This is a genomic window from Herbiconiux sp. FW305-C-125 (genome assembly GCF_058783455.1).
Genome location: NZ_JBYSYO010000002.1, coordinates 134022 through 153337, shown reverse-complemented (window position 1 = coordinate 153337; position 19316 = coordinate 134022). Strand labels below are relative to the sequence as shown.

The following is a 19316-nucleotide window of genomic DNA, read 5'->3' as shown; positions in this document are numbered from 1 at the left end:
CGCCTATTCCGCGCCGCCGCTACTGCGGCGCGGGGCGGGTCGTGAGGTAGGTCTCGAAGGTCTCGGGCGGGATGCCCGTGATGGATTCGACTGCCGGGCTCAGGGGGGCCATCACGTTGCTCTTGATGGCGGTGTAGGTGCTGACCCAGGCGTCCAGCTGCCAAGGCGGTGCACCGTACCCGGCGCGGGAGGCGTAGGCCTCCTCGACGGTCTCGTCGTGGAAGGTCACGTCGCGGCCCGTCACGCGGGTGAGGATGGCGGCCACCTCGGCGAGGCTCAGCGCCTCGGGGCCGGTGAGGTCGTAGGTGGCGCCCGCATGCGGGGCGGGGTCGAGCAGGATCGCGGCGGCCGTGCGCGCCACGTCGGCGCGGGCCACGAAGGCGGCACGCCCGTCGCCCGCCGGCCCCCGGATGACGCCGTCCTCGCCCGTCATCAGCTCGAGGAAGTCGAGGTACAGGGTGTCGCGTAAGAACGTGTAGCGCAGCCCCGATGCCTTGATGTGCTCCTCGGTGGCGTAGTGGTCGCGTGCCAGCGTGAACACCGCATCCGGAGCCGCGGCGGCGAAGGAGGTGTACACGATGTGCCCGACACCGGCCGCGGCCGCCGCATCGATGAAAGCGCGATGCTCGGCGAGACGATCGGCGTTCTCGGCCGCCGACACCATGAAGAGGGTCTCGACCCCCGCCAGCGCAGCAGTGGCTGCGGCACCGTCGGAGTAGGCGACCGCGTGCACCGTGCTGCCGGCGAGTTCGGGTGCTCGGGCGGGCGTGCGCACCAGGAGGCGCTGGGCCACGCCGCGGCCGGCGAGGTCGCGCGCCACGAGACCCCCGACCGCGCCGGTCGAGCCGGTCACCGCGAGCGGGATGCTGCTCACGCTGGTGCTCCCGGTCAGTCGGCCGGTCCGCCCGAAGCGGTGTCTTCGTCGGTCTCGGCGTCGTGGTGCTTCTGCTGCGAGGGCTCTGCCGTGGTGCCGGAGCCGTCGGCGAGCTCGTCGGTGTCGGGCGTGGAGTCGGACTCGTTGGAGGTCGTGTCGTCGGTCATGCCCTGAACGCTACGCCGATTCGCCGCGTGCGCCCACCGTTTCACGGGGTCAGAGGATGCGCACGAAGTAGTAGCTGCCCCACAGGCCGGGGTTGTGCGTGACGTAGCGACCCCAGTCGGGCGAGTGGATGACGCCGCCCTGACCGTCGTAGATGCCGATGTGCGCGCCGGGCCAGACCACCAGGTCGCCCGCCTGCGCATCCTGCGGCGAGACCGGGACGCCCATCGCTGCCTGACGGCTCACGAGGCGCGGCAGGCGGATGCCGAACTGCCCGTACACGTACTGCGTCAGGCCGTCGCAGCCGAAGCTGTCGTTGGGGTCGGCGCCGTAGCCGTAGGGCACGACACCCACGAACTGCTCGGCGAACGCCACCACCGCGTCACCGCTGATCGACTGCGCGGGTGGGGTGATGGCGATGTCGCCGCCCCCGCCCCCACCGGCGCCGCCCGAACCGGAGTCGCCGCCGCCCGATCCGCCGCCGGTCGACGCGTCGCCGTCGTCATTCGCCGCCGCCTCCGCCGCCGCGCGGGCCCGGGCATCCTGCTCGTCCTGCTGCCGCTTCTTCTCGGCCTCGACACCGGCGGTGTAATCGGCGAGGGTCGACGCCGTGTTCTGCTGCAAGGCCGCCAGCTGCACCGTGAGCTCGGCCTGGTGCGCCTCCTGGTCGAGCAGGGCGTTCTGCACCGTCTTCTGGGCGTCGCGCGCCTGCTGCAGCGCGGCGTCGGCTGCGGCGGCCAGGCCGGCCAGCTCGCTCTTGGCGATCTCGGCCTGGCGGCTCAGCGAGTCTGCGGTGTTCGCATCCTGCTCCGCCTTCTCGAACACGCCCTGACTGGTCTCGCTGAGCTTCGACATGGCGCCGAGCTGGTAGAGGAGGTCTTCGCTGTCACCGCCCGAGACGATGAGGTGCGACGTGAGGTCGTTGCCGGCGCTGCGGGCGAACTGGGCTGCCAGGGCTGCTGCGCGCTTGCTCGACTGTTCGGACGCGGCCTTCGCGGCTGCGGCCTGCGACTGCAGCGTGTCGGCCTTGGCGGTGCCGTCGGTGAGCGCCTGCTGGGCGACCTGATCGGCCTCCCATGCCTTCTGCGCGACCGCCTGCGCCTCCTCGACCTGCGACTGCAGGCCGCTGATCAGCCCCTGGATCTCGGCGATCTGGCTCTGCTTGGTGGTCTCGTTCGCTTGCGCGGCGACCACGTCGTCCCACGACGGGTAGTCGGTGGCGGCGGCGGGCGAGGTGACGAGGAGGGTCGCGCCGAGGGCGATGGCCGACGCGAGGGCGATCGCCCCGGCGGCCCGCTTGCCCCGGAACGTGCTCGAAGCGCTGACCCGCATGATTCCCCTGACCGTTCGGTTCGCGGTACCGAATCACTCCAGTCACACGCGCAACAGCAACAACGTGCATCACAATAGCAACTCACCGGCGTTTCCAACAGCCGGATGCGCGGACGCGGGGTTATAGTTCGCCCTCCGGTGGGGCGGGAGCGGGTGCCGGCGCGGGTGCCAGCGCGGGCGTCGGGGCGCGGTTCGCGGCTCAGGCCGCGAGAGCGAGCGGGGCGCGCAGCAGACCGAGCAGCGCAGCGAGCTGACCACGGGGCGCACCCGGGTCCTCGGGGTGCCACTGCACGCCGAGCACCCGCGCGGTGGCATGCTCCACGGCCTCGATCAGGCCGTCGGATGCGCGTGCCGCCACCACGAGCCCGTCACCCAGCCGATCGACGGCCTGGTGGTGCGCACTGCGGGTCGAGGCGACCTCGCCGAGGCTCGCCGCGAGCCGGCTCCCGGGGACGGTCCGCACGTCGTGCGTCGCCATCACGAGGTCGATCGGCACGTCGTCGAACCGGTGTGCCGAACCCTCGCCCAGGTCTTGCAGCAGGGTGCCGCCGAGGGCGACGTCGATGATCTGGTGGCCGCGGCAGATGCCGAGCAGCGGCGTGCCCTCGGCAACCGCCCGGTGCACGAGCGCCAGCTGCGCCTCGTCGGCGCGCTCGGCGTGCTGCCCTTCGCCGCGGTACCCGCGGGTGCCGCCGTAGAACTCCGGCGCGATGTCCTCTCCGCCCAGGATGACCTGCGCGGCGGCGCCGGCGGTGCGCCGCAATGTCGCTGCCCGCCCCTCTTCCTGAGCCGCCACCACGTCAACCGTCCACCCGGCGCGCTCCCCCGCCGCCACGGTACGTGCAAGCAGCGTGCTCGCGTACGCGTGGTACTCCGGCGCGTGCGGCCGCTCACGCGTCACGACGACGACGCTGAGGCGGGGTGCGGAACTCACCCCTTCATCCTGCCGGGGCCACCCACGCCGTGCATCCGAGCGTGTAACGCAGCGACACATGCCGCCGGCGGCATCCGCTGCCCCGCTTCCTCCACGACTCCCGGGAATCGTCGGGTGAACATCCAGTATTCATAGACGCCCGACAGCTCGGCCTCCTAGAATCTGGGTCAATGAGACACCCGCACCGGAATCGCCGAGCGGCGAGGTTCCGCTCCCTGCTCGCCGTCGTCACCGCCGCGATCGGCCTGGTCGTCCTGGGGCCCGCGCTCGCCGCCAACGCCGGCGATCCGGTGGATCTGAACGGCGCGTACATCGTCGACGAGTCGGGTGTGCTCGGCTCGGACCAGACGGTGCTGCAGAACGCCCTCGACACCCTCGCGACCGAGCACGGCGTCAACCTCTTCGTGGTGTACACCGACAGCTTCACGAACCCCGCCGACCGGCAGCAATGGGCGAACGACGTCGCCAGCATCAACCAGTTCGGCACCAATGACGTGCTGCTGGCGGTGGCCACGGACGACCGTGTCTACCAGTTCTCGGTCGACCAGGACTTCGCCCTGAGCGACCAGCAGCTGGCCACCATCGAGAACGAGGACATCGTCCCGGCGCTCCGCGACAACGACTGGGCGGGTGCCGGTATCGGCGCGGCGAAGGGCATCGCCGACCAGCTCGACGGCGGCGGGGGTGGCGGAAGCGCCGTGCTGGCCTGGGTGATCGCCATCGCCGTGATCGTCGTGATCGCGGTCGTCCTCGTCGTCGTGCTCGTGCGCCGCCGCCGGAAGATCGACGCGCAGGTGACCGCCACCGCCGAGGCAGCAGGCCCCTCCCAGAAGGAACTCGATCGTCAGGTCGGCGCGGTGCTCATCGACCTCGACAACGCCGTGACCTCGAGCGAGCAGGAACTCGGCTTCGCGGTGGCGCAGTTCGGTGCCGACGCCACGAAGACCTTCACCGAGGTGCTCGCGGCGGTGAAGGCGAAACTCTCCGAGGCGTTCGCCCTGAAGCAGAAGCTCGACGACGCCGTGCCCGACACCGACGAGGAGCGGCGGGCCTGGTCGCAGCAGATCATCGCCATCTGCGACGAGGCCTCCGACCAGCTCGACGCGCAGACCGACGCCTTCACCGCCCTGCGCGATCTCGAGCGCGACCCCGCCGCCGCCCTCAGCACGGCGACGAGCGAGCTCGCAGCGCTGGCCGGCATCGGCACGGATGCGCGGGAGCGCCTGGCCCGCCTCGCCGAGCGCTACGACCCGCCCGCTCTCGCCACTGCGAACGGCAGCGTCGAACAGATCGACCAGCTGAAGAGCTTCGCCGACGCTCAGCTCGCGCAGGCGCAGACGGCCATCACCGCCGGCGACACGGCACAGGCCGCCCTCCGCATCAGCGCGGCCCGGCAGGCGGTCGCCCAGGCCGGCACGCTCGTCACGGGCATCGCGACCCTCGAGACCGACCTGCAGAACGCCGAGGCTGGCCTCGCGGCCGCGATCGCCGATGCCCAGCAGGACATCACGGAGGCCGCACGCATCCAGGCCACGGGCACCTCGCCCGATCCGAACCTGCCCGGCCTCGCGGCCGCGCTCGGCGTCGAGGTGCACCGGGCGCAGACCCAGGGCGCCCGCGATCCGCTGAACGCCCGCACCGCGCTGCAGGCGGCGAACACGCCACTGGATCAGGCGCTCGCCACCGCGCGTGGCGAGCAGGAGCGGGTCGCACGCCTGCTCGCGCAGCGCGACCGGGCGATCGCCACCGCGCAGAGCGAGGTCGCCGCCGCCCAGAACTTCTTGCAGACCCGCCGCGGCGCGGTGGGGGCGGATGCCCGCACGCGCCTCTCCGAGGCCCAGCGGCACCTCGACCAGGCGCTCGCCCTGGCCGGCACCGACCCCGAGGCGTCCCTCCGGGAGGCCTCGGCCGCCGCCGACCTCGCGTCGCGCGCCACCGCGTCGGCTCAGCAGGACGTGACCTGGGCGCAGAGCTCGGGCGGCGGCTACTCGGGCGGGAACGACGACGGGTTCTCCGGCGGCCTCCTCGGTGGCATCCTGGGCGGCTTCCTCGGCGACGGCGGTGGGAGCCGCTCCGGGAGCTCCTGGGGCGGCTCGTGGGGCGGTGGTTCCGGCGGCTGGGGCGGCGGCTACCGGGGCGGGAGCAGCCGAAGCAGCAGCAGGAGCAGCAGTAGCAGCCGCCGGAGCTCCTCCGGCGGCGGTCGACGTTCGAGCAGCAGTTCCGGCGGACGTCGCGGTGGCGGAGGTCGCTTCTGACCCCGAACCGCCGTCCCTCGTCCGCCGATCCGACCAGACCATCAGTCAGTACAGAAGGAGATCACGATGTCCAGTAAGCAGTCCATCTTCGGCCGCATCGCCCAGCTCGCGAAGGCCAACATCAACGCCCTGATCGATCAGGCCGAAGACCCGCAGCTCATGCTCGACCAGCTGGTGCGCGACTACACCGACAACATCGCCGACGCCGAGAGCGCCATCGCGCAGACCATCGGCAACCTGCGTCTGCTCGAGGACGACCACCGCGAAGACGTGGCGGCCGCCGAGGACTGGGGCCGCAAGGCGCTGGCCGCGAGCACCAAGGCGGACGAGTTCCGCGCGGCCGGCAACGTGGCCGACGCCGACAAGTTCGACGCGCTCGCGAAGGTGGCGCTGACCCGGCAATTGCAGTCGGAGAACGAGGCGAAGCAGGCCGAGCCCTCGATCGCGTCGCAGACCGAGTCGGTCGAGAAGCTGAAGTCGGGGCTGGCCGCGATGAAGGAGAAGCTCAACCAGCTGAAGGCCAAGCGCGACAACCTGGTGGCCCGCGCGAAGACCGCCCAGGCGCAGAGCCAGGTGCAGGATGCGCTGAAGAACATCAACGTGCTCGACCCCACGAGCGACCTCGGGCGGTTCGAGGACAAGATCCGTCGTGAGGAGGCCCGGGTGCGCGGCCAGGAGGAGCTGAACGCCTCGAGCCTCGACTCCCAGTTCGAGAGCCTCGAAGACCTCGGTGAGCTCACCGAGGTGGATGCCCGTCTCGCCGCCCTCAAGGCCGGCTCGGCCAAGCCGCTCACGAGCGGCGAGTAGGCACGGCGTCCGGTGACCGCGACCTTCGTCGTCATCCCGCAATGGCAGGGCTCCGGCTCGAGCCGGGCCATGCGGCTGATCGACGGCGCCGAGGCGATCCGCGGCGACCTGCCCGCGAGCGTGACCCGGGTGGTCGAGGTGCCGACGGGGGCGGGTGAATCCCTGGAGACGGGGGTGCACCGGTTTTCGTCGGTGAGCGCGATCGCCGAGGCCGCTGAGCTCGCGCTCGACGACGTGAGCGACGTGCCGGTCGTGATCGGCGGCGATTGCGGGGTGGAGTTCGCGGGCATCCGCCGTGCCGTGCGGCGCTCGACCGGCCCCGTGGCCGTGGTGTGGTTCGACGCGCACGCCGACCTCAACACTCCGGCCTCCTCGCCCTCCGGGGCGTTCCACGGCATGGTGCTGCGGACGCTCCTCGGCGGGGGCCCGGCCGAACTCGCGCCGGCGGCACTGATCGATCCGGGTCACGTGGTGCTGGCCGGCACCCGCGCGCTCGACGACGCCGAGGCCGACTACGCGGAGGCGGCCGGCATCGCCATGCTCTCCCCCGACCGCTTCGAGACGCCGGATGCGCTCATCGCGGCCCTGCGCGACACCGGCGCCACGGAGGTCTACCTGCACGTCGACCTCGACGTGCTCGACCCGAGCGAGATCGCCGGCGTGCAGTTCCCGGAGCCGTTCGGCGTGACGACCGCCCAGTTGACCGCAGCAATCCGCGCGGTGCGCGAGGAGTTCACGGTGGTCGGCGCGGGCATCACCGAGTTCGCGCCGGCGACCCCGGAGGCGGCGGTCGACGACCTGCCGGCCATCCTGCGGATCGTCTCCGCCCTCGTACGATGAACACAGCTGATGACCACAGCGCCGCCCACCGTTGGGCGCGCAGAGGAGTGAGACCATGACCACGGAATACGACCTCATCGTGATCGGTGCCGGGGCGATCGGCGAGAACGTCGCCGACCGCGCCGTGCAGGGCGGGCTCTCGGCGGTGCTCGTCGAGGCCGAGCTCGTCGGGGGCGAGTGCTCCTACTGGGCGTGCATGCCCTCCAAGGCCCTGTTGCGGCCGGGCGAGGCGCTGCGCTCGGCACAGCACATCGAGGGGTCGAAAGAGGCCGTGACGGGCGAACTCGACGCGCAGGCCGTGCTGAAGCGACGCGACTCGTTCGCCAGCGACTGGGACGACTCGGGCCAGGTCGAATGGGTGAAGGGCGCCGGCATCGACCTGGTGCGCGGGCACGCCACCTTCACGGGCGTGAAGGAGATCGAGGTGAAGGCGGCCGACGGGAGCGTCACCCGGCTGCACGCCCGCCACGCCGTGACCGTCTCCACCGGTTCGGTCTCCTTGCTGCCCGACATCCCGGGCCTCGCCGACGCACAGCCGTGGACCAGCCGCGAGGCCACCAGCGCGAAATCGGTTCCGGCGCGGCTCGTCATCATCGGCGGCGGCGTCGTGGCGGCGGAGATGGCGACCGCCTACGCCTCACTCGGCTCGGCCGTGACCATGCTCTCCCGCGGCAAACTGCTGGCCAAGGAGGAGGAGTTCGCGGGACTCGTGGTGACCGAATCGCTCCGCGCGCTCGGGGTCGACGTGCGCGTCGGCGAGTCGGCCACCGAGGTGCGCCGCGACGACGACGGCATCGTGCACACCACCCTGCCCGACGGCACGGTGCTCGAGTCGGAGGAACTGCTGGTGGCGGCCGGGCGACTGCCGCGCACGGGTGACCTGGGCTTGGAGGCGATCGGACTCACCCCGAACCAGTGGCTGGACACCGATGACACCCTGCTCGTGCTCGGCGACGACGGAAAGCCGCTCGACGGCGAGTGGCTGTACGCCACCGGTGACGTGAACCATCGCGTACTGCTGACTCACCAGGGCAAGTACCAGGCGCGGGCCTGCGGCGACGTCATCGCGGCCCGCGCGACCGGGCAGCCGGTATCGGATGCGCCCTGGGGCCGGCACGTCGCGACGGCCGACCACGAGGCGGTGCCGCAGGTGACCTTCACCGACCCGCCCGTCGCATCCGTCGGTCTCACCGCCGCGGCCGCCGAGAAGGCCGGCTATCGCACGAAGGTCGTCGACTACGAGATCGGCAACGTCGCGGGGGCGAGCGTGCACACCGACGGCTACACCGGGAAGGCCCGCATGGTGGTCGACGAAGACCGCAAGGTGGTGCTCGGCGTCACCTTCGTCGGCCCCGACGTGCAGGAGCTGCTGACCAGCGCCACCATGGCGGTGGTCGGCGAGATCCCGCTCGACCGGCTCTGGCACGTGGTGCCGGCCTACCCCACCATCAGCGAGGTGTGGCTGCGGCTGCTCGAGACCTACGGGCGGGACGACAGCGCCTGATGGAGCGGCTGCGGCGCATCCTCTACGCTCCCCCGGTCGCGCGGGCCGGCTACCTCTACGCGACCGCGGTCGGGCTGACGCTCGGTGCGCTGTTCAGCACCGGCCGCATCCGCCGGGTCGACGGCTTGTTCGTCTGTGCCGGGATGCCCCGCTGGGCGTTCCGGCGCGGCGGCACCTGCGTGGGCGGGGTCTACCTCACCGACACGAACGACGCCCCCGCCGTGCTGCGGCACGAAGCGGTGCACCGGCAGCAGTGGCAGGAATTCGGGATGATGTTCCCGCTGCTCTACTGGCTGGCCGGATCGGACCCGCTGGAGAACCACTTCGAGATCGAGGCCGGCCTCGAGGACGGCAACTACCTGCCGCGTCGTCGCACCCGCTGAGCGGAGTCCAGCCGAACCCGGCCGGTCGGGCGCCTCAGACGGCGGCGAAGTCGGTGGGCACGTCGCCGCCGACCCACACGCACACCGCGTCGCCGTCGATCTCCGCGTCACCGGTCGACATCTCGCCGAGCCAGGCGCGCACCGCACGACCGACCGCCTGACCCGTGGCGCAGGCGAACCCCGAGCCCATCTCGCCGGAGCGCACGTCGCGAGCCAGCCAGGTGACCGTCACGCACTCGGGAGTGGCGATGGGGTCGATGGCCGCCGCCGAGGGCACCTCGATGAACACCTGGCCGCGAGCCTTCTCGGTGAGCGTCGCGACGATGGCGCGGATCTCGTCGAGGTTCGCTTCGGTACCGGCGATGAGCACGCGGCCGGCGGCACGGGCGACGGCGGTGGCGTCGGGAGCGAGGATGTACATGGTGAGATAAGTATAGGCATGCCTTAGTTAGGCTCGCCTCTCTTTTTTCTGTGAGCCGGACTGGTCTGTCAAGCCCCTCGGCGAAGACACCCGGCACGTTTAGCGTCAGGGCATGCCGAGCTCCCGCTCCCCTGCCGCCGACCGGCGCCTGCCCTCGATCTCCGTCGTCATCCCGGTCAAGGACGATGCCGAGCGACTCGCGCGGTGCCTCGACGCCCTGCGGGGCCAGAGCATGCCTCCGCTCGAACTGATCGTCGTGGACAACGGCTCCACCGACGCCTCTGCCGCACTCGCGCGGGCGGCGGGCGCGCGCGTGGTGACGGAGCGCCGCCCCGGCATCCCCGCCGCGGCCGCAGCCGGCTACGACGCCGCCACCGGGCAGATCATCGCCCGCCTCGACGCCGACAGCATCCCGCCGGAGCACTGGGTCGAGCGCGTGTCGCTGGCATTCGCGCGCCGGCCGGACGTGAGTGCGATCACCGGTGGCGCCCGGTTCTCGGGTGGGCCACGCGGCCTGCGCCGCGCGGGTGCCGCCGTCTATCTGGGTGCGTACTACGTCAGCCTGGCCCCCGCTCTCGGCCACGTCCCCCTGTTCGGATCGAACCTCGCCCTCCGTCGCGACGCCTGGGCGGCGGTGCGCTGGCGAGTGCATCGGGCCGATCCTGACATCCACGACGACCTCGATCTCGCCTTCCATCTCGGTGGGCCGCTCCGCGTGCGCTACACCCGCGACATCGCGGTGCAGATCTCGCATCGCCCACTCACCGATGCCCGCTCGTTCGTGCGCCGGTTCCGGCGCGGCCTCCACACCGTGGCGGTGCACTGGCCGGCCGAGCTGCCCTGGCGGCGCTGGTCGCGGGCGCTCACCACTGCGGTGGGTGCACGCGCTCCCAGTGCAGGCGGCGCTCGAGCTGGCGCCCCAGCGCGAGGAGGGTCGCCTCTCCGCCGGGTCGGCCGATGAGCTGCGCGCCCATCGGCAGGCCCTCAACCGTGCGGTGCACCGGGAGTGTGATGGCCGGCAATCCGGCCACGTTCACGAACGACGTGAACGGCGTGTAGAGCACCTGCTGCTCGAAGTTGCGCTCTCCGTCCTCCCGGTCGTACCAACCGACCGGCCGCGGCGTGAGTGCCAGGGTCGGCATGAGCACCGCGTCGTAGCCGTCGAACTGGCGGATGATCGACTTCTCGTAGGCCGACAACGTCGTCAGCGCTCGTGCCAGCTCCGACGCCGGAATCGACCGGCCGCGCTGCACGAGCCAGCGCGTCAGGGGCTCGACGAGTTCGAGGCCGCCGTCGTCGACCGGGATCTGCGACGCGCCGACCTGCCAGATCACCCGGAAGGCCTCGGCGTACTCCGGCGCGGGCTCCAGGGTGAACTCCTCCATCCCGTGCCCCAGCGCGACGAGCGTGTCCCGGGCGATGCCGAGCGCATCCGTCGCCTCCGGAGCGAGCCGGATGTCGTAGGCCGTCTCCCACGGCGAACCGGTGGTCAGCCCGATCTGGAAGCGGCCTTCGCCCCGCACCGCCGCGCCGAGGAACGGCTCGCCGTCGTCGGGTGCCCGCAGGGTGTGTTCGTGCCGGATGCGGCCGCCGCGGCGCGCGATCATGCCGTCCAGGAGCAGCGCGGCGTCGGTCACGGTGCGCGCGAGCGGACCGGCGACGGGCAGCCCGGCGAGCGAGTCCTGTCCCGAGCCGGCGGGCACCAACCCGCGCGAGGGCTTCAGCCCCACCAGGCCGCAGGCGGCCGCCGGGATGCGCACCGACCCGCCGCCGTCGGAGCCGGGCGCGAACGGCACCAGCCCGGCCGCCACGGCGACCGCCGCTCCCCCGCTCGACCCGCCCGGGCCGAGCTCCAGGTCGTACGGGTCGCGCGCCGGCGGCGCGACGAGGTTCTCGGTGTAGCTCGGCATGCCGAACTCCGGTGTCGCCGTCTTGCCGAGGCTCACGGCCCCGGCCTCATCGAGCTGCCGGGCGAGCGCATCCGACTCCTCGGGCACGAAATCGGCGAACAGCCGCGAACCGAAGGTGGTGCGCACGCCTGCCCGTCGCACGAGGTCTTTGTCGGCGAAGGCCAGCCCCCAGAGCGGCGCGGAACGGGGAACGGATGCCTCGATCTCCCTCGCCCGCTCGCGCGCCCGCTCGGCGGTCACCGTGTGGAAGGCGCCGAGCGACGGGTTCAGGCGCTCGATGCGCTCGAGGTAGTGATCGACCACCTCGAGCACCCCGAGCTCGCCCCGCTGCAGGAAGCGGTACTGCTCGAGCGCGGTGAGGTCGTGGATCTCGGTCATGGCCCGACGATACCGGTAACGTCTCCACGGGGGCGTCGCGCGCACGCGTTCCCGGAGGGAGCATCGTGGGTTATCTCTACCTGTCCGTGGCGATCGTCGCCGAAGTCGTGGCCACCACCTTCTTGAAGCTCGCCTCCGGTGAGGGCTCGAAGTGGTGGGCGTACCTCATCGTGGCCGCCGGCTACCTGCTGGCCTTCACGATGCTGAGCCTCACCCTCGGGGCGGGGGTGCCGCTCGGCATCGCCTACGCGGTCTGGGCGGGCGCCGGCGTCGTGCTCGTGGCGGTGGTGAGCTGGCTGGTGTTCGGTGAGCTGCTTACCTGGCAGCAGCTGCTCGGCATCGCCCTGGTGGTGGGCGGCGTGCTGCTGCTCGAACTGGGCGCCGACCACGGGCAGCCCGTCATCGGCAAGGCCGGCTGAGTGCGCCCTGGCGCCGCCCCTACTTGAGCGACTTCTGCAGCAGCACGGTGCCGAGCCAGTGCCCGAACTTGAAGCCGACCCGGCCGAGGCGCCCCACCTCTTTGAAGCCGAAGCCCTCGTGCAACTTGATCGACGCTTCCGCGCCCTGATCGGCGATCACCGCGAGGATCTCCTTGATGCCCGCGGCCCGCGACCGCTCGATCAGCTCGCCGAGCAGCACCTTTCCGAGCCCCTTGCCGGTCGCGGCCGGCCCGAGGTAGATGGAGTTCTCGACCGTGCGGCGGTAGGCCGCCTTCTGCTTCCAGGCCGAGACGTAGGCGAAGCCGAGCAGGGTGCCACTCGGCGAGAGCGCCACGAGGAAGGGGTAGTTCTGCTTCTGCGTCCAGGCGAACTTGTGCCGCCACTCCTTGAGGCTCATCGCGTCTTCGTCGAACGTCACCACCGTGTTCGCGACGTAGTGGTTGTAGATCTCACGGATGTAGGGCAGGTCGGCCGCCGTCGCATCCCGGATCTCGTACTCGAACGGCACCTCCAGCGGCGGCTGCTCGGTGCTGGCCGGCCGCAGCTCGCGCGGCAGCACCCGGCGGGGCTGGTACTCCTCTTCCAACATGACTTCAGCCTACGGTCCAGTCGACCGGTGGCGCGCCCTGCTGCTCGAGCAAGGCGTTGGCGCGGCTGAACGGTTTCGACCCGAAGAAGCCGCGGCTGGCCGAGAGCGGGCTCGGGTGCGGCGAGGTGATCGAGGGCACGGCTCCGAGCATGGGCACGAGACCGGCCGCATCCCGGCCCCAGAGGATGGCGACGAGCGGCGCGTCACGCTCCACCAGCACGCGGATGGCGTGCTCCGTCACCTGCTCCCAGCCCTTGCCGCGGTGCGAGCCGGGCGCACCCGGCCGAACCGTGAGCACCCGGTTGAGCAGCATCACGCCGTGGTCGCCCCACGACGAGAGGTCGCCGTGGGGAGCGGGCGGGATGCCGAGATCGTCGCTCAGTTCGCGGTAGATGTTCGAGAGGCTCCGCGGCAACGGCCGCACGTCGCGCTCCACCGCGAAGGAGAGGCCGATCGGATGCCCGGGAGTGGGGTACGGGTCTTGACCGACGATCAGCACCCGCACCTGGGCGAGCGGTGCCCGGAAGGCCCGCAGGACGTTCTGGCCGGCCGGCAGGTAGCCACGACCGGCGGCGTTCTCGGCACGCAGGAAGTCGCCGAGCCCCGCGATGGTGCCGGCCACCGGAGCGAGCGCGGCGGCCCAGCCGGCATCCATGAGGCCCGTTTCGGCCAGTTCGGGCAGCGAGAGCGCGGTCATCTCAGCTCGCGTCGGCGCCGACGGTCGACACCCGCACGCTGCCCGTGTCGGGGGTGACCTTCCACACGCTGCCGCGGCCGGCCACCCGGAGGGGGCCCTCGCCGACGATGAGGGCGGTGTGCTCGTCGATGGCGACGCCACCGTCGACCGCGCCGGACTCCACCGCGGCGATCAGGCGCGACACGGAGCCCCACTGCACGGCGTGCACGTCGACCGCGAGGTCGATCAGCCCGATGCCCGGTTCGACGGTGAGCTGCTCGAGGTCTTCGGCAGCCTCCTCGGTGCCGATCTCGACGGTGTCGATCTTCCAGCCGCCGACGATCGCGGTCTCAGCGGCGATCGCGGCACCCGCCGAGAACCCGAGGTAGGGCACGCCGGAGGCCACCAGCCGCCGCACCTCGCCGAAGGACGGCTCGAGCGACCGCCGGTAGGCCGGCGTCAGGCCGCCCCACACCACGATGCCGTCGGCATCGGCGAACGCCGCGGGCTCGATCGGCACGCCCTCGACGGCGAGCACGGGCACCGGAGCGATCTTGGCGAGTTGCTCGAACGCGGCGACGAGTTCGGCGTACTTCTCGGCGCCGTCGCCGTCCCGCACCAGCACGATCACGAGCCGTGCACCCTCGAGCGCGCCCGCGGCCTCCGCGTGCGCCTCGACCTCGCGGAAGAACGGGCGGTACACGGCGCCGTCGTCGGCCAGCGGCCAGCCGCCGCCGACCAGGTGGATGCTCACGCCTCGCTCTGCCCCTCGGCACTGACCGGCGGATGCGCCGACCACGGGAACACGATCCACCGGTCGGTCTGCTTCCAGTGGAAGTCGGGGGCGATGACCGAGCGTGGCTTGAGGTAGAGCGTCGCGGACTTGACCGTGATGTCGAGCTTCTCGAGCAGTTCTACCACCAGCGCGAGCGTTCGCCCGGAGTCGGCGACGTCGTCGACGAGCAGCACGTTCTTGCCGATCAGCGGCTCGTTGTCGAGCAATGGGGGGAGGATGATCGGTTCGGGCAGCGTCTCCTCGATGTCGGAGTAGAACTCGACGTTGAGGCTGCCGCAGCTCTTCACCCCGAGCGCATAGGCGAGAGCGCCGCCGGGGATGAGACCGCCGCGGGCGATGGCGATCACGAAGTCGGGCTCGAAGCCCGACTCCACGATGTCGCGGGCGAGTGAGCGCGACGCGTCGCCGAACTCGAGCCACCCGAGCACTTCCCGCTCCGGCGCCGCCGGCGCCTTTTCCACAGTGTCAACGTCGTTCGCGCCGGAATTCATGCAGCCACGCTACCGGATCCGGCGCTCACGGCTGGTCGAAAGCGGTGTTCTTGCGGGCGGCCTTGTGGGCGTAGAGGCGCTGGTCGGCCCGTTCCCGGATCGAGTGGCCGGTGTCGTCCGGCCCGGCGACGGCGAGCCCGAACGACCAGCGCTCCCGGGTCGAGCCACGCAGCCGCTCGATCCGTTCGAGCGCCTCCGGTTCGCTGGTGGCGGGGAGCACCAACAGAAACTCATCGCCCCCGATCCGCACGACCGCGTCATACGGTCGCGTCTGTGCGCGCAGTGCGGACGCGAACTCCACGAGCAGCCGGTCGCCGGCGGCGTGGCCGCGTTCGTCGTTGATGCGCTTGAAGTCGTCCAGGTCGACGATGACCACCGTCACCGGCTGCCCCGTGCGGGCGGCCCGGCTGAGCTCCTGGTCGATGCGCTCGTCCAAGCCCGACCGGTTGAGCAGCCCGGTCAGCGGATCGGTGGTGATCTCCCGGTCGAGCCGTTTGCGCAGGTACCCGGCGGCCTCGAGGCAGAAGATCGAGGCCAGCACGATGTTCACCCAGGTGAGCAGCACCGTGTCGATCGGATTCACGGTGAGGCCGATGATCGAGAGCGCGAAGCCGCAGCCCGCGACGAGCCGCGCCACCCAGCGCCGGTAGAACCAGCCCAGGTAGCAGGAGAGCATCGGGTACAGCACGAAGTTGTTGATCGAGGCGACCGGCGCGGTCGAGACCGCCATCTGCAGCGAGGTGACGACGAAGAACACACTGACGCCGGCGAGCCCCAACCAGTGCACGAACCGCAGGCCGAGCGCGATCGGGGTGCCGGCGAGCACGATGGTCACGCCCACCCAGATCCAGGTCCACTGGCTCCCGAGCGGGTTGGGGGTGGAGGTCACGGCATCCAGCAGCCCGCTGGCCGCGATCACGGCACCCGCTGCCGCCGTGACCCAGGCGAACGGCGGGATGGCACGGCCGGCGAGCCAGCCCACGATCCGCCTCATCCCACCCCCTGGCCCAGCTCCCGTCGGCGACCCGCGGCCGTGTGTGGAATTCTAACCAGGGCTACCACTAGCATCCGTTCATGACTTCGTCGACGCGCCTGCCCGGGTTCCGCTCGGGGGCGATCGGGGTGACCGCCTCACTCATCGGGTTCCTCTTCCTGGTCGAGATCACGAGCGGCATCCTGCAGGGCTACTACGTGCCGCTCATCCCCGACCTGGTGCAGCACCTCGGCATCCACGACGCCGACTTCAACTGGTTCGAGGCCGCACAGCTGCTGCTCTCGGCCATCGTGGTGCCGGTGCTGGCGAAGCTCGGCGACATGGTGGGCCACAAACGGATGCTCCTCATCTCGACCGTTCTGACCGCCGCGGCGAGCTGGTGGCTGGTCGCCGCGGGCGACTTCACGAGCTTCCTGATCGCCTGGGCGCTGCAGGGCTTCTACGTGGTGTGGCTGCCGCTCGAGGTCGCGCTCATCTTCGATCGGGGTCGGCGCACCGGCCGGGCGGCGTCGCAGACGCGCCGCGCCGCCGGCCTCCTCGTGGTCGCCCTCGAGGCGGGCGCCATCATCGGAGCGCTCTCGAGCGGCATCCTCTTCGGCGCCTTCGGCGAGAACGTCCCGCTCACGCTGGCGGTGCCGGCCGTGGCGGTGACGCTCGTGTTCTTCGCCATCCTGTTCGGCGTGCCCGAGTCGACCCCGATCCCCGGCCGCACGCTCGATGTCGTCGGTTTCAGCATCCTCACCCTCGGGCTCCTGCTGATCACGAGCGGTCTCACCTTCCTGCGCATCAACGGGCCGGAGACCTGGTGGGTCTGGCTGCTCGTCGTCGTCGGCGCGCTGGTGTTCGTGCCGTTCGGGTTCTACGAGGTGCGCCAGCCCGACCCCGCCATCGACCTGCGGGTGCTCCGGCAGCCGGCGATGTGGCCGGTGCAGCTGACCGCCGCGCTCATCGGCATCAGCCTGCTCGGCGCGCAGGCCCCGCTCAGCACCTTCGCCGGAACCGACCCGGTGAACGGGTACGGTCTCGGCCTCAGCTCGTCGAGCCGGTCCATCCTGATCGGCGTGTACCTGCTCTCGATGATCGCGGGTGCGCTGCTCTTCCCGTTCTTCTCACGCCGCTTCAGCCCGCGCGTCGCCCTCATCGGCGCCACCTTCCTGGTGGCGCTCGGCTACGCCCTGTTCCTGCCGTTCCACGCCGAGACCTGGCAGGTGTTCGTCAACATGTTCATCGCCGGGGTCGGGTCGGGCGCCCTCGTCGGCGCCCTCCCGGCGGCCGCTGCTGCCGCGGCGCCGCTCGGCCAGACCGGGATCGCGGCCGGCCTCACCAACACCACGAAGACCATCGGCGGGTCGTTCGCCTCGGCCGTGTTCGGGGTCGTGCTGTTCCAGGGCGCGTCGACCGCGGTCACCGCCACGGCGTCCAGCCTCTCCGGCTACCTCACGGTCTGGTCGATCTGCGCGGGCGGTGCACTCGTGGCGGGCGTGCTGCTGTTCTTCGTGCCGAAGCTGGCGTTCGCCGACGCCGCGGTGCCCCTGACCCCGGAGGAGCTGCCGACCACGGCCTCGTGAGTACTACTCCGAGACGGGCGGCTTCACCCGCAGCGGGCCGCGCGCGACCTTGTAGGCCGCCGACTGGGCCACCGGTTTGATGACCACGAGGTCGAGACTCACGTGCGGCGGCAGCTCGAGGGTCGACACGATCGTGCGCGCCACGTCGTCGGCGCTGAGCGGCTCCGGCACGTTCTCGTAGACCTTGTCGGCCTTGGCCTGGTCTCCTTTGAACCGGTTGAGCGAGAACTCCTCGGTCTTCACCATGCCGGGGGCGATCTCGAGCACCCGGATCGGCTCACCGGAGAGCTCGAGGCGCAGCACCTCCACCATCGCGTGCACCGCGAACTTCGCGGCGTTGTACCCGCCGCCGCCCTCGTAGGCCACGTGACCCGCGATCGACGAAACGGTCATGATGTCGGCCGAGCCGCCGGGTTCGACGGATGCCCGCAGCAACGGCAGCAGCGCCGCCGTCACGCGTTGCACGGCCAGCACGTTCACGTCGAACATGCCCTGCCAGTCGGCGGGATCGCCGCCTTCGACGCTGTCGAGCCCCATCGCCCCGCCGGCGTTGTTCACCAGCGTGCTCACACCACCGGTGGCCTGCAGGTGGTCGCGCAGCGCGTCGACGTCGGACTGCTTCGTGAGGTCGGCGACGAACACCTCGGCACCGGTCTCCGACGCGAGCCGCTCGAGCCGGTCGACGCGCCGGGCCACGCCGACGACCTCCCAGCCGTGGCTGCGCAGAAGGCGCACCGTCGCCTCGCCGATCCCCGAACTCGCCCCGGTCACCACTGCACGCTTCATCCGCATCCTCTCGCCCGCCGGCTCAGCCGGTGCCGTCAACCCTTACAAAGGTAGTGTGGAATCATGTCCCGCCCGGCCGACGCCCCCGCCCCGCGGGCACCGTCGACCAAGCGTGTGCCGATCTGGGACAACGCCCGGTTCATCGCCATCACCCTGGTGGTGATCGGTCACGCCATCCTCAAGCTCATCGCCGAGTCCGACACGGCGTACGGCGTCTACCTGTTCATCTACGCCTTCCACGTCCCCGTGTTCGTGGCAGTGGCCGGCTACTTCGCCAAGGCCGATCCGCCCGGCGTCAAGCAGCTCCGGCGCATCGTCACCGACCTCGTGCTGCCCTACCTCATCTTCGAGGCGATCTGGTCGGCAATCCACAGCAGCCGGGCGGGCTGGCTGTCGGTCGATTTCGTGCGGCCGTCGTGGACGCTCTGGTTCCTGCTCGCGCTGATCGTGTGGCGCGTCGCGCTGCCGTATCTCGCGCTGCTGCGGTACCCGTTCCTCATCTCGGTCATCATCTCGGTCGCGTGCGGGTACCTGCCGGGGGTGGGCGACGATTTCGCCCTCAACCGCACCCTGGCGCTGCTGCCTTTCTTCGTGCTGGGCTGGAAACTGCGGCAACTGCCGTTCACGACGATCTGGTTGCGCGCATCCGTTCGAACCGTGTGGCTCGCCCGCGCCGGCGCGATCGCGGTGTTCGGCGCGCTCGCCCTGGTCATCGCCCTGAACGTGCCGCTCTGGCGGGACCTCAAGGTGCGCCGGTTCTTCCTCTACGAACAGGCCTACCCCGAGTTCGGTTACGACCAGTGGTGGGCGGGGGCGCTTCGCCTCGGTGCCATCGCGCTCGCGGTGCTGCTGATCCTCGCCTTCCTCGTGCTGGTGCCTCGCAGCACGACCTGGTTCTCCGGTCTCGGCCAGGCCACCATGTACGTCTACCTGCTGCACTCCTTCGTGCTCTACCCGATCCGCGAGTCGGGCATGCTCGACGGGCCGCAGTCCGATCTACTGCTGGTGGGGATGATCGTGTTCAGCATCGTCGTGGCCGTGGCGCTGGCGCAGCCGCTCGTGCGGCGGATCTTCCGGCCCCTCGTCGAACCCAGGGCGCGCTGGCTGTTCGCGGAACGGCGCATCGACCGGGCTTGAGTTACGCCGCGTGTCGGCGGCGTTGACCGGGCGTGT

General features: G+C 71.2%; 21 protein-coding genes. 9 read left to right on the top strand and 12 right to left on the bottom strand.

What is annotated here, in order from left to right; translation table 11 throughout:
* Window positions 1–19: 19 nt before the first annotated feature.
* The 4 genes from AC3WLB_RS08090 to AC3WLB_RS08075 form a co-directional block, all read right to left on the bottom strand.
* Complete coding sequence (locus AC3WLB_RS08090) at window positions 20–874, bottom strand: SDR family oxidoreductase (RefSeq protein WP_492504950.1); 855 nt, start codon at window positions 872–874, stop codon at window positions 20–22.
* Between the two features lie 14 nt (window positions 875–888).
* Window positions 889–1041 carry a hypothetical protein gene (locus AC3WLB_RS08085; RefSeq protein ID WP_022898153.1) on the bottom strand — a complete coding sequence of 51 codons (153 nt, stop codon included), beginning with the start codon at window positions 1039–1041 and terminating at the stop codon, window positions 889–891.
* A gap of 49 nt (window positions 1042–1090) precedes the next feature.
* Window positions 1091–2371: an NlpC/P60 family protein gene (locus AC3WLB_RS08080; protein WP_051048088.1), complete on the bottom strand. Its 1281-nt coding sequence runs from the start codon at window positions 2369–2371 to the stop codon at window positions 1091–1093.
* A gap of 199 nt (window positions 2372–2570) precedes the next feature.
* Entirely contained in the window at window positions 2571–3305 is a 735-nt protein-coding gene (locus AC3WLB_RS08075; protein WP_492504947.1) for a gamma-glutamyl-gamma-aminobutyrate hydrolase family protein, read from the bottom strand.
* Window positions 3306–3475: 170 nt separating this feature from the next.
* Here AC3WLB_RS08075 and AC3WLB_RS08070 point away from each other — a divergent pair, with 170 nt between their 5' ends.
* The 5 genes from AC3WLB_RS08070 to AC3WLB_RS08050 all read left to right on the top strand — a co-directional run bounded on the left by AC3WLB_RS08070 (window position 3476) and on the right by AC3WLB_RS08050 (window position 9094).
* Window positions 3476–5560, top strand: a complete 2085-nt coding sequence (locus tag AC3WLB_RS08070; RefSeq protein ID WP_492504945.1) for a TPM domain-containing protein — start codon at window positions 3476–3478, stop codon at window positions 5558–5560.
* Between the two features lie 66 nt (window positions 5561–5626).
* Window positions 5627–6367: a PspA/IM30 family protein gene (locus tag AC3WLB_RS08065; protein WP_022896241.1), complete on the top strand. Its 741-nt coding sequence runs from the start codon at window positions 5627–5629 to the stop codon at window positions 6365–6367.
* A 12-nt stretch (window positions 6368–6379) separates the two neighbouring features.
* Entirely contained in the window at window positions 6380–7207 is an 828-nt protein-coding gene (locus AC3WLB_RS08060; RefSeq protein WP_492504943.1) for an arginase family protein, read from the top strand.
* 55 nt (window positions 7208–7262) lie between these two features.
* Window positions 7263–8711 (top strand): dihydrolipoyl dehydrogenase family protein, encoded by a 1449-nt coding sequence (locus tag AC3WLB_RS08055; protein WP_492504941.1) that lies wholly within the window; start codon window positions 7263–7265, stop codon window positions 8709–8711.
* The gene (locus AC3WLB_RS08050) at window positions 8711–9094 is read left to right on the top strand and encodes a Fe-S oxidoreductase (RefSeq protein ID WP_492504939.1); all 384 of its coding nucleotides are present in this window, start codon (window positions 8711–8713) and stop codon (window positions 9092–9094) included. Before AC3WLB_RS08055 ends, AC3WLB_RS08050 begins: the two co-directional genes overlap by 1 nt.
* A 34-nt stretch (window positions 9095–9128) precedes the next feature.
* Here AC3WLB_RS08050 and AC3WLB_RS08045 read toward each other — a convergent pair whose 3' ends face one another.
* The gene (locus tag AC3WLB_RS08045) at window positions 9129–9515 is read right to left on the bottom strand and encodes an SIP domain-containing protein (RefSeq protein WP_492504937.1); all 387 of its coding nucleotides are present in this window, start codon (window positions 9513–9515) and stop codon (window positions 9129–9131) included.
* A 112-nt stretch (window positions 9516–9627) separates the two neighbouring features.
* Here AC3WLB_RS08045 and AC3WLB_RS08040 point away from each other — a divergent pair, with 112 nt between their 5' ends.
* Window positions 9628–10476 (top strand): glycosyltransferase family 2 protein, encoded by an 849-nt coding sequence (locus AC3WLB_RS08040; protein ID WP_492504935.1) that lies wholly within the window; start codon window positions 9628–9630, stop codon window positions 10474–10476.
* On the opposite strand, the gene AC3WLB_RS08035 is transcribed toward AC3WLB_RS08040, so the two are convergent.
* Window positions 10379–11803 (bottom strand): amidase, encoded by a 1425-nt coding sequence (locus AC3WLB_RS08035; RefSeq protein WP_492504933.1) that lies wholly within the window; start codon window positions 11801–11803, stop codon window positions 10379–10381. The genes AC3WLB_RS08040 and AC3WLB_RS08035 overlap by 98 nt on opposite strands.
* A gap of 65 nt (window positions 11804–11868) precedes the next feature.
* Here AC3WLB_RS08035 and AC3WLB_RS08030 point away from each other — a divergent pair, with 65 nt between their 5' ends.
* Window positions 11869–12222, top strand: coding sequence for a DMT family transporter (locus tag AC3WLB_RS08030; protein ID WP_492504931.1), 354 nt, complete (start codon window positions 11869–11871; stop codon window positions 12220–12222).
* Between the two features lie 19 nt (window positions 12223–12241).
* On the opposite strand, the gene AC3WLB_RS08025 is transcribed toward AC3WLB_RS08030, so the two are convergent.
* From AC3WLB_RS08025 to AC3WLB_RS08005, 5 genes are read right to left on the bottom strand one after another with little or no spacing between them, the layout of a single operon-like run.
* Complete coding sequence (locus AC3WLB_RS08025) at window positions 12242–12832, bottom strand: GNAT family N-acetyltransferase (RefSeq protein ID WP_022895679.1); 591 nt, start codon at window positions 12830–12832, stop codon at window positions 12242–12244.
* Window positions 12833–12836: 4 nt separating this feature from the next.
* Window positions 12837–13529 carry a uracil-DNA glycosylase gene (locus tag AC3WLB_RS08020; RefSeq protein ID WP_022895678.1) on the bottom strand — a complete coding sequence of 231 codons (693 nt, stop codon included), beginning with the start codon at window positions 13527–13529 and terminating at the stop codon, window positions 12837–12839.
* Window position 13530: 1 nt separating this feature from the next.
* On the bottom strand, window positions 13531–14262 hold the full coding sequence (locus tag AC3WLB_RS08015; protein ID WP_022895677.1) for a peptidase S51: 732 nt from the start codon (window positions 14260–14262) through the stop codon (window positions 13531–13533).
* A complete protein-coding gene (locus AC3WLB_RS08010) occupies window positions 14259–14795 on the bottom strand; it encodes a phosphoribosyltransferase (protein WP_492504928.1) in 537 nt (178 codons plus the stop codon). Before AC3WLB_RS08010 ends, AC3WLB_RS08015 begins: the two co-directional genes overlap by 4 nt.
* Before the next feature lie 25 nt (window positions 14796–14820).
* On the bottom strand, window positions 14821–15789 hold the full coding sequence (locus AC3WLB_RS08005) for a GGDEF domain-containing protein (RefSeq protein WP_492504926.1): 969 nt from the start codon (window positions 15787–15789) through the stop codon (window positions 14821–14823).
* Between the two features lie 80 nt (window positions 15790–15869).
* Here AC3WLB_RS08005 and AC3WLB_RS08000 point away from each other — a divergent pair, with 80 nt between their 5' ends.
* Window positions 15870–17357 carry an MFS transporter gene (locus tag AC3WLB_RS08000; protein ID WP_492504924.1) on the top strand — a complete coding sequence of 496 codons (1488 nt, stop codon included), beginning with the start codon at window positions 15870–15872 and terminating at the stop codon, window positions 17355–17357.
* 3 nt (window positions 17358–17360) lie between these two features.
* Here AC3WLB_RS08000 and AC3WLB_RS07995 read toward each other — a convergent pair whose 3' ends face one another.
* The gene (locus tag AC3WLB_RS07995) at window positions 17361–18149 is read right to left on the bottom strand and encodes an SDR family oxidoreductase (protein ID WP_492505636.1); all 789 of its coding nucleotides are present in this window, start codon (window positions 18147–18149) and stop codon (window positions 17361–17363) included.
* A 57-nt stretch (window positions 18150–18206) separates the two neighbouring features.
* On the opposite strand from AC3WLB_RS07995, the gene AC3WLB_RS07990 reads away from it, so the two are divergent.
* Entirely contained in the window at window positions 18207–19280 is a 1074-nt protein-coding gene (locus AC3WLB_RS07990) for an acyltransferase family protein (protein ID WP_492504922.1), read from the top strand.
* Window positions 19281–19316: the final 36 nt, after the last annotated feature.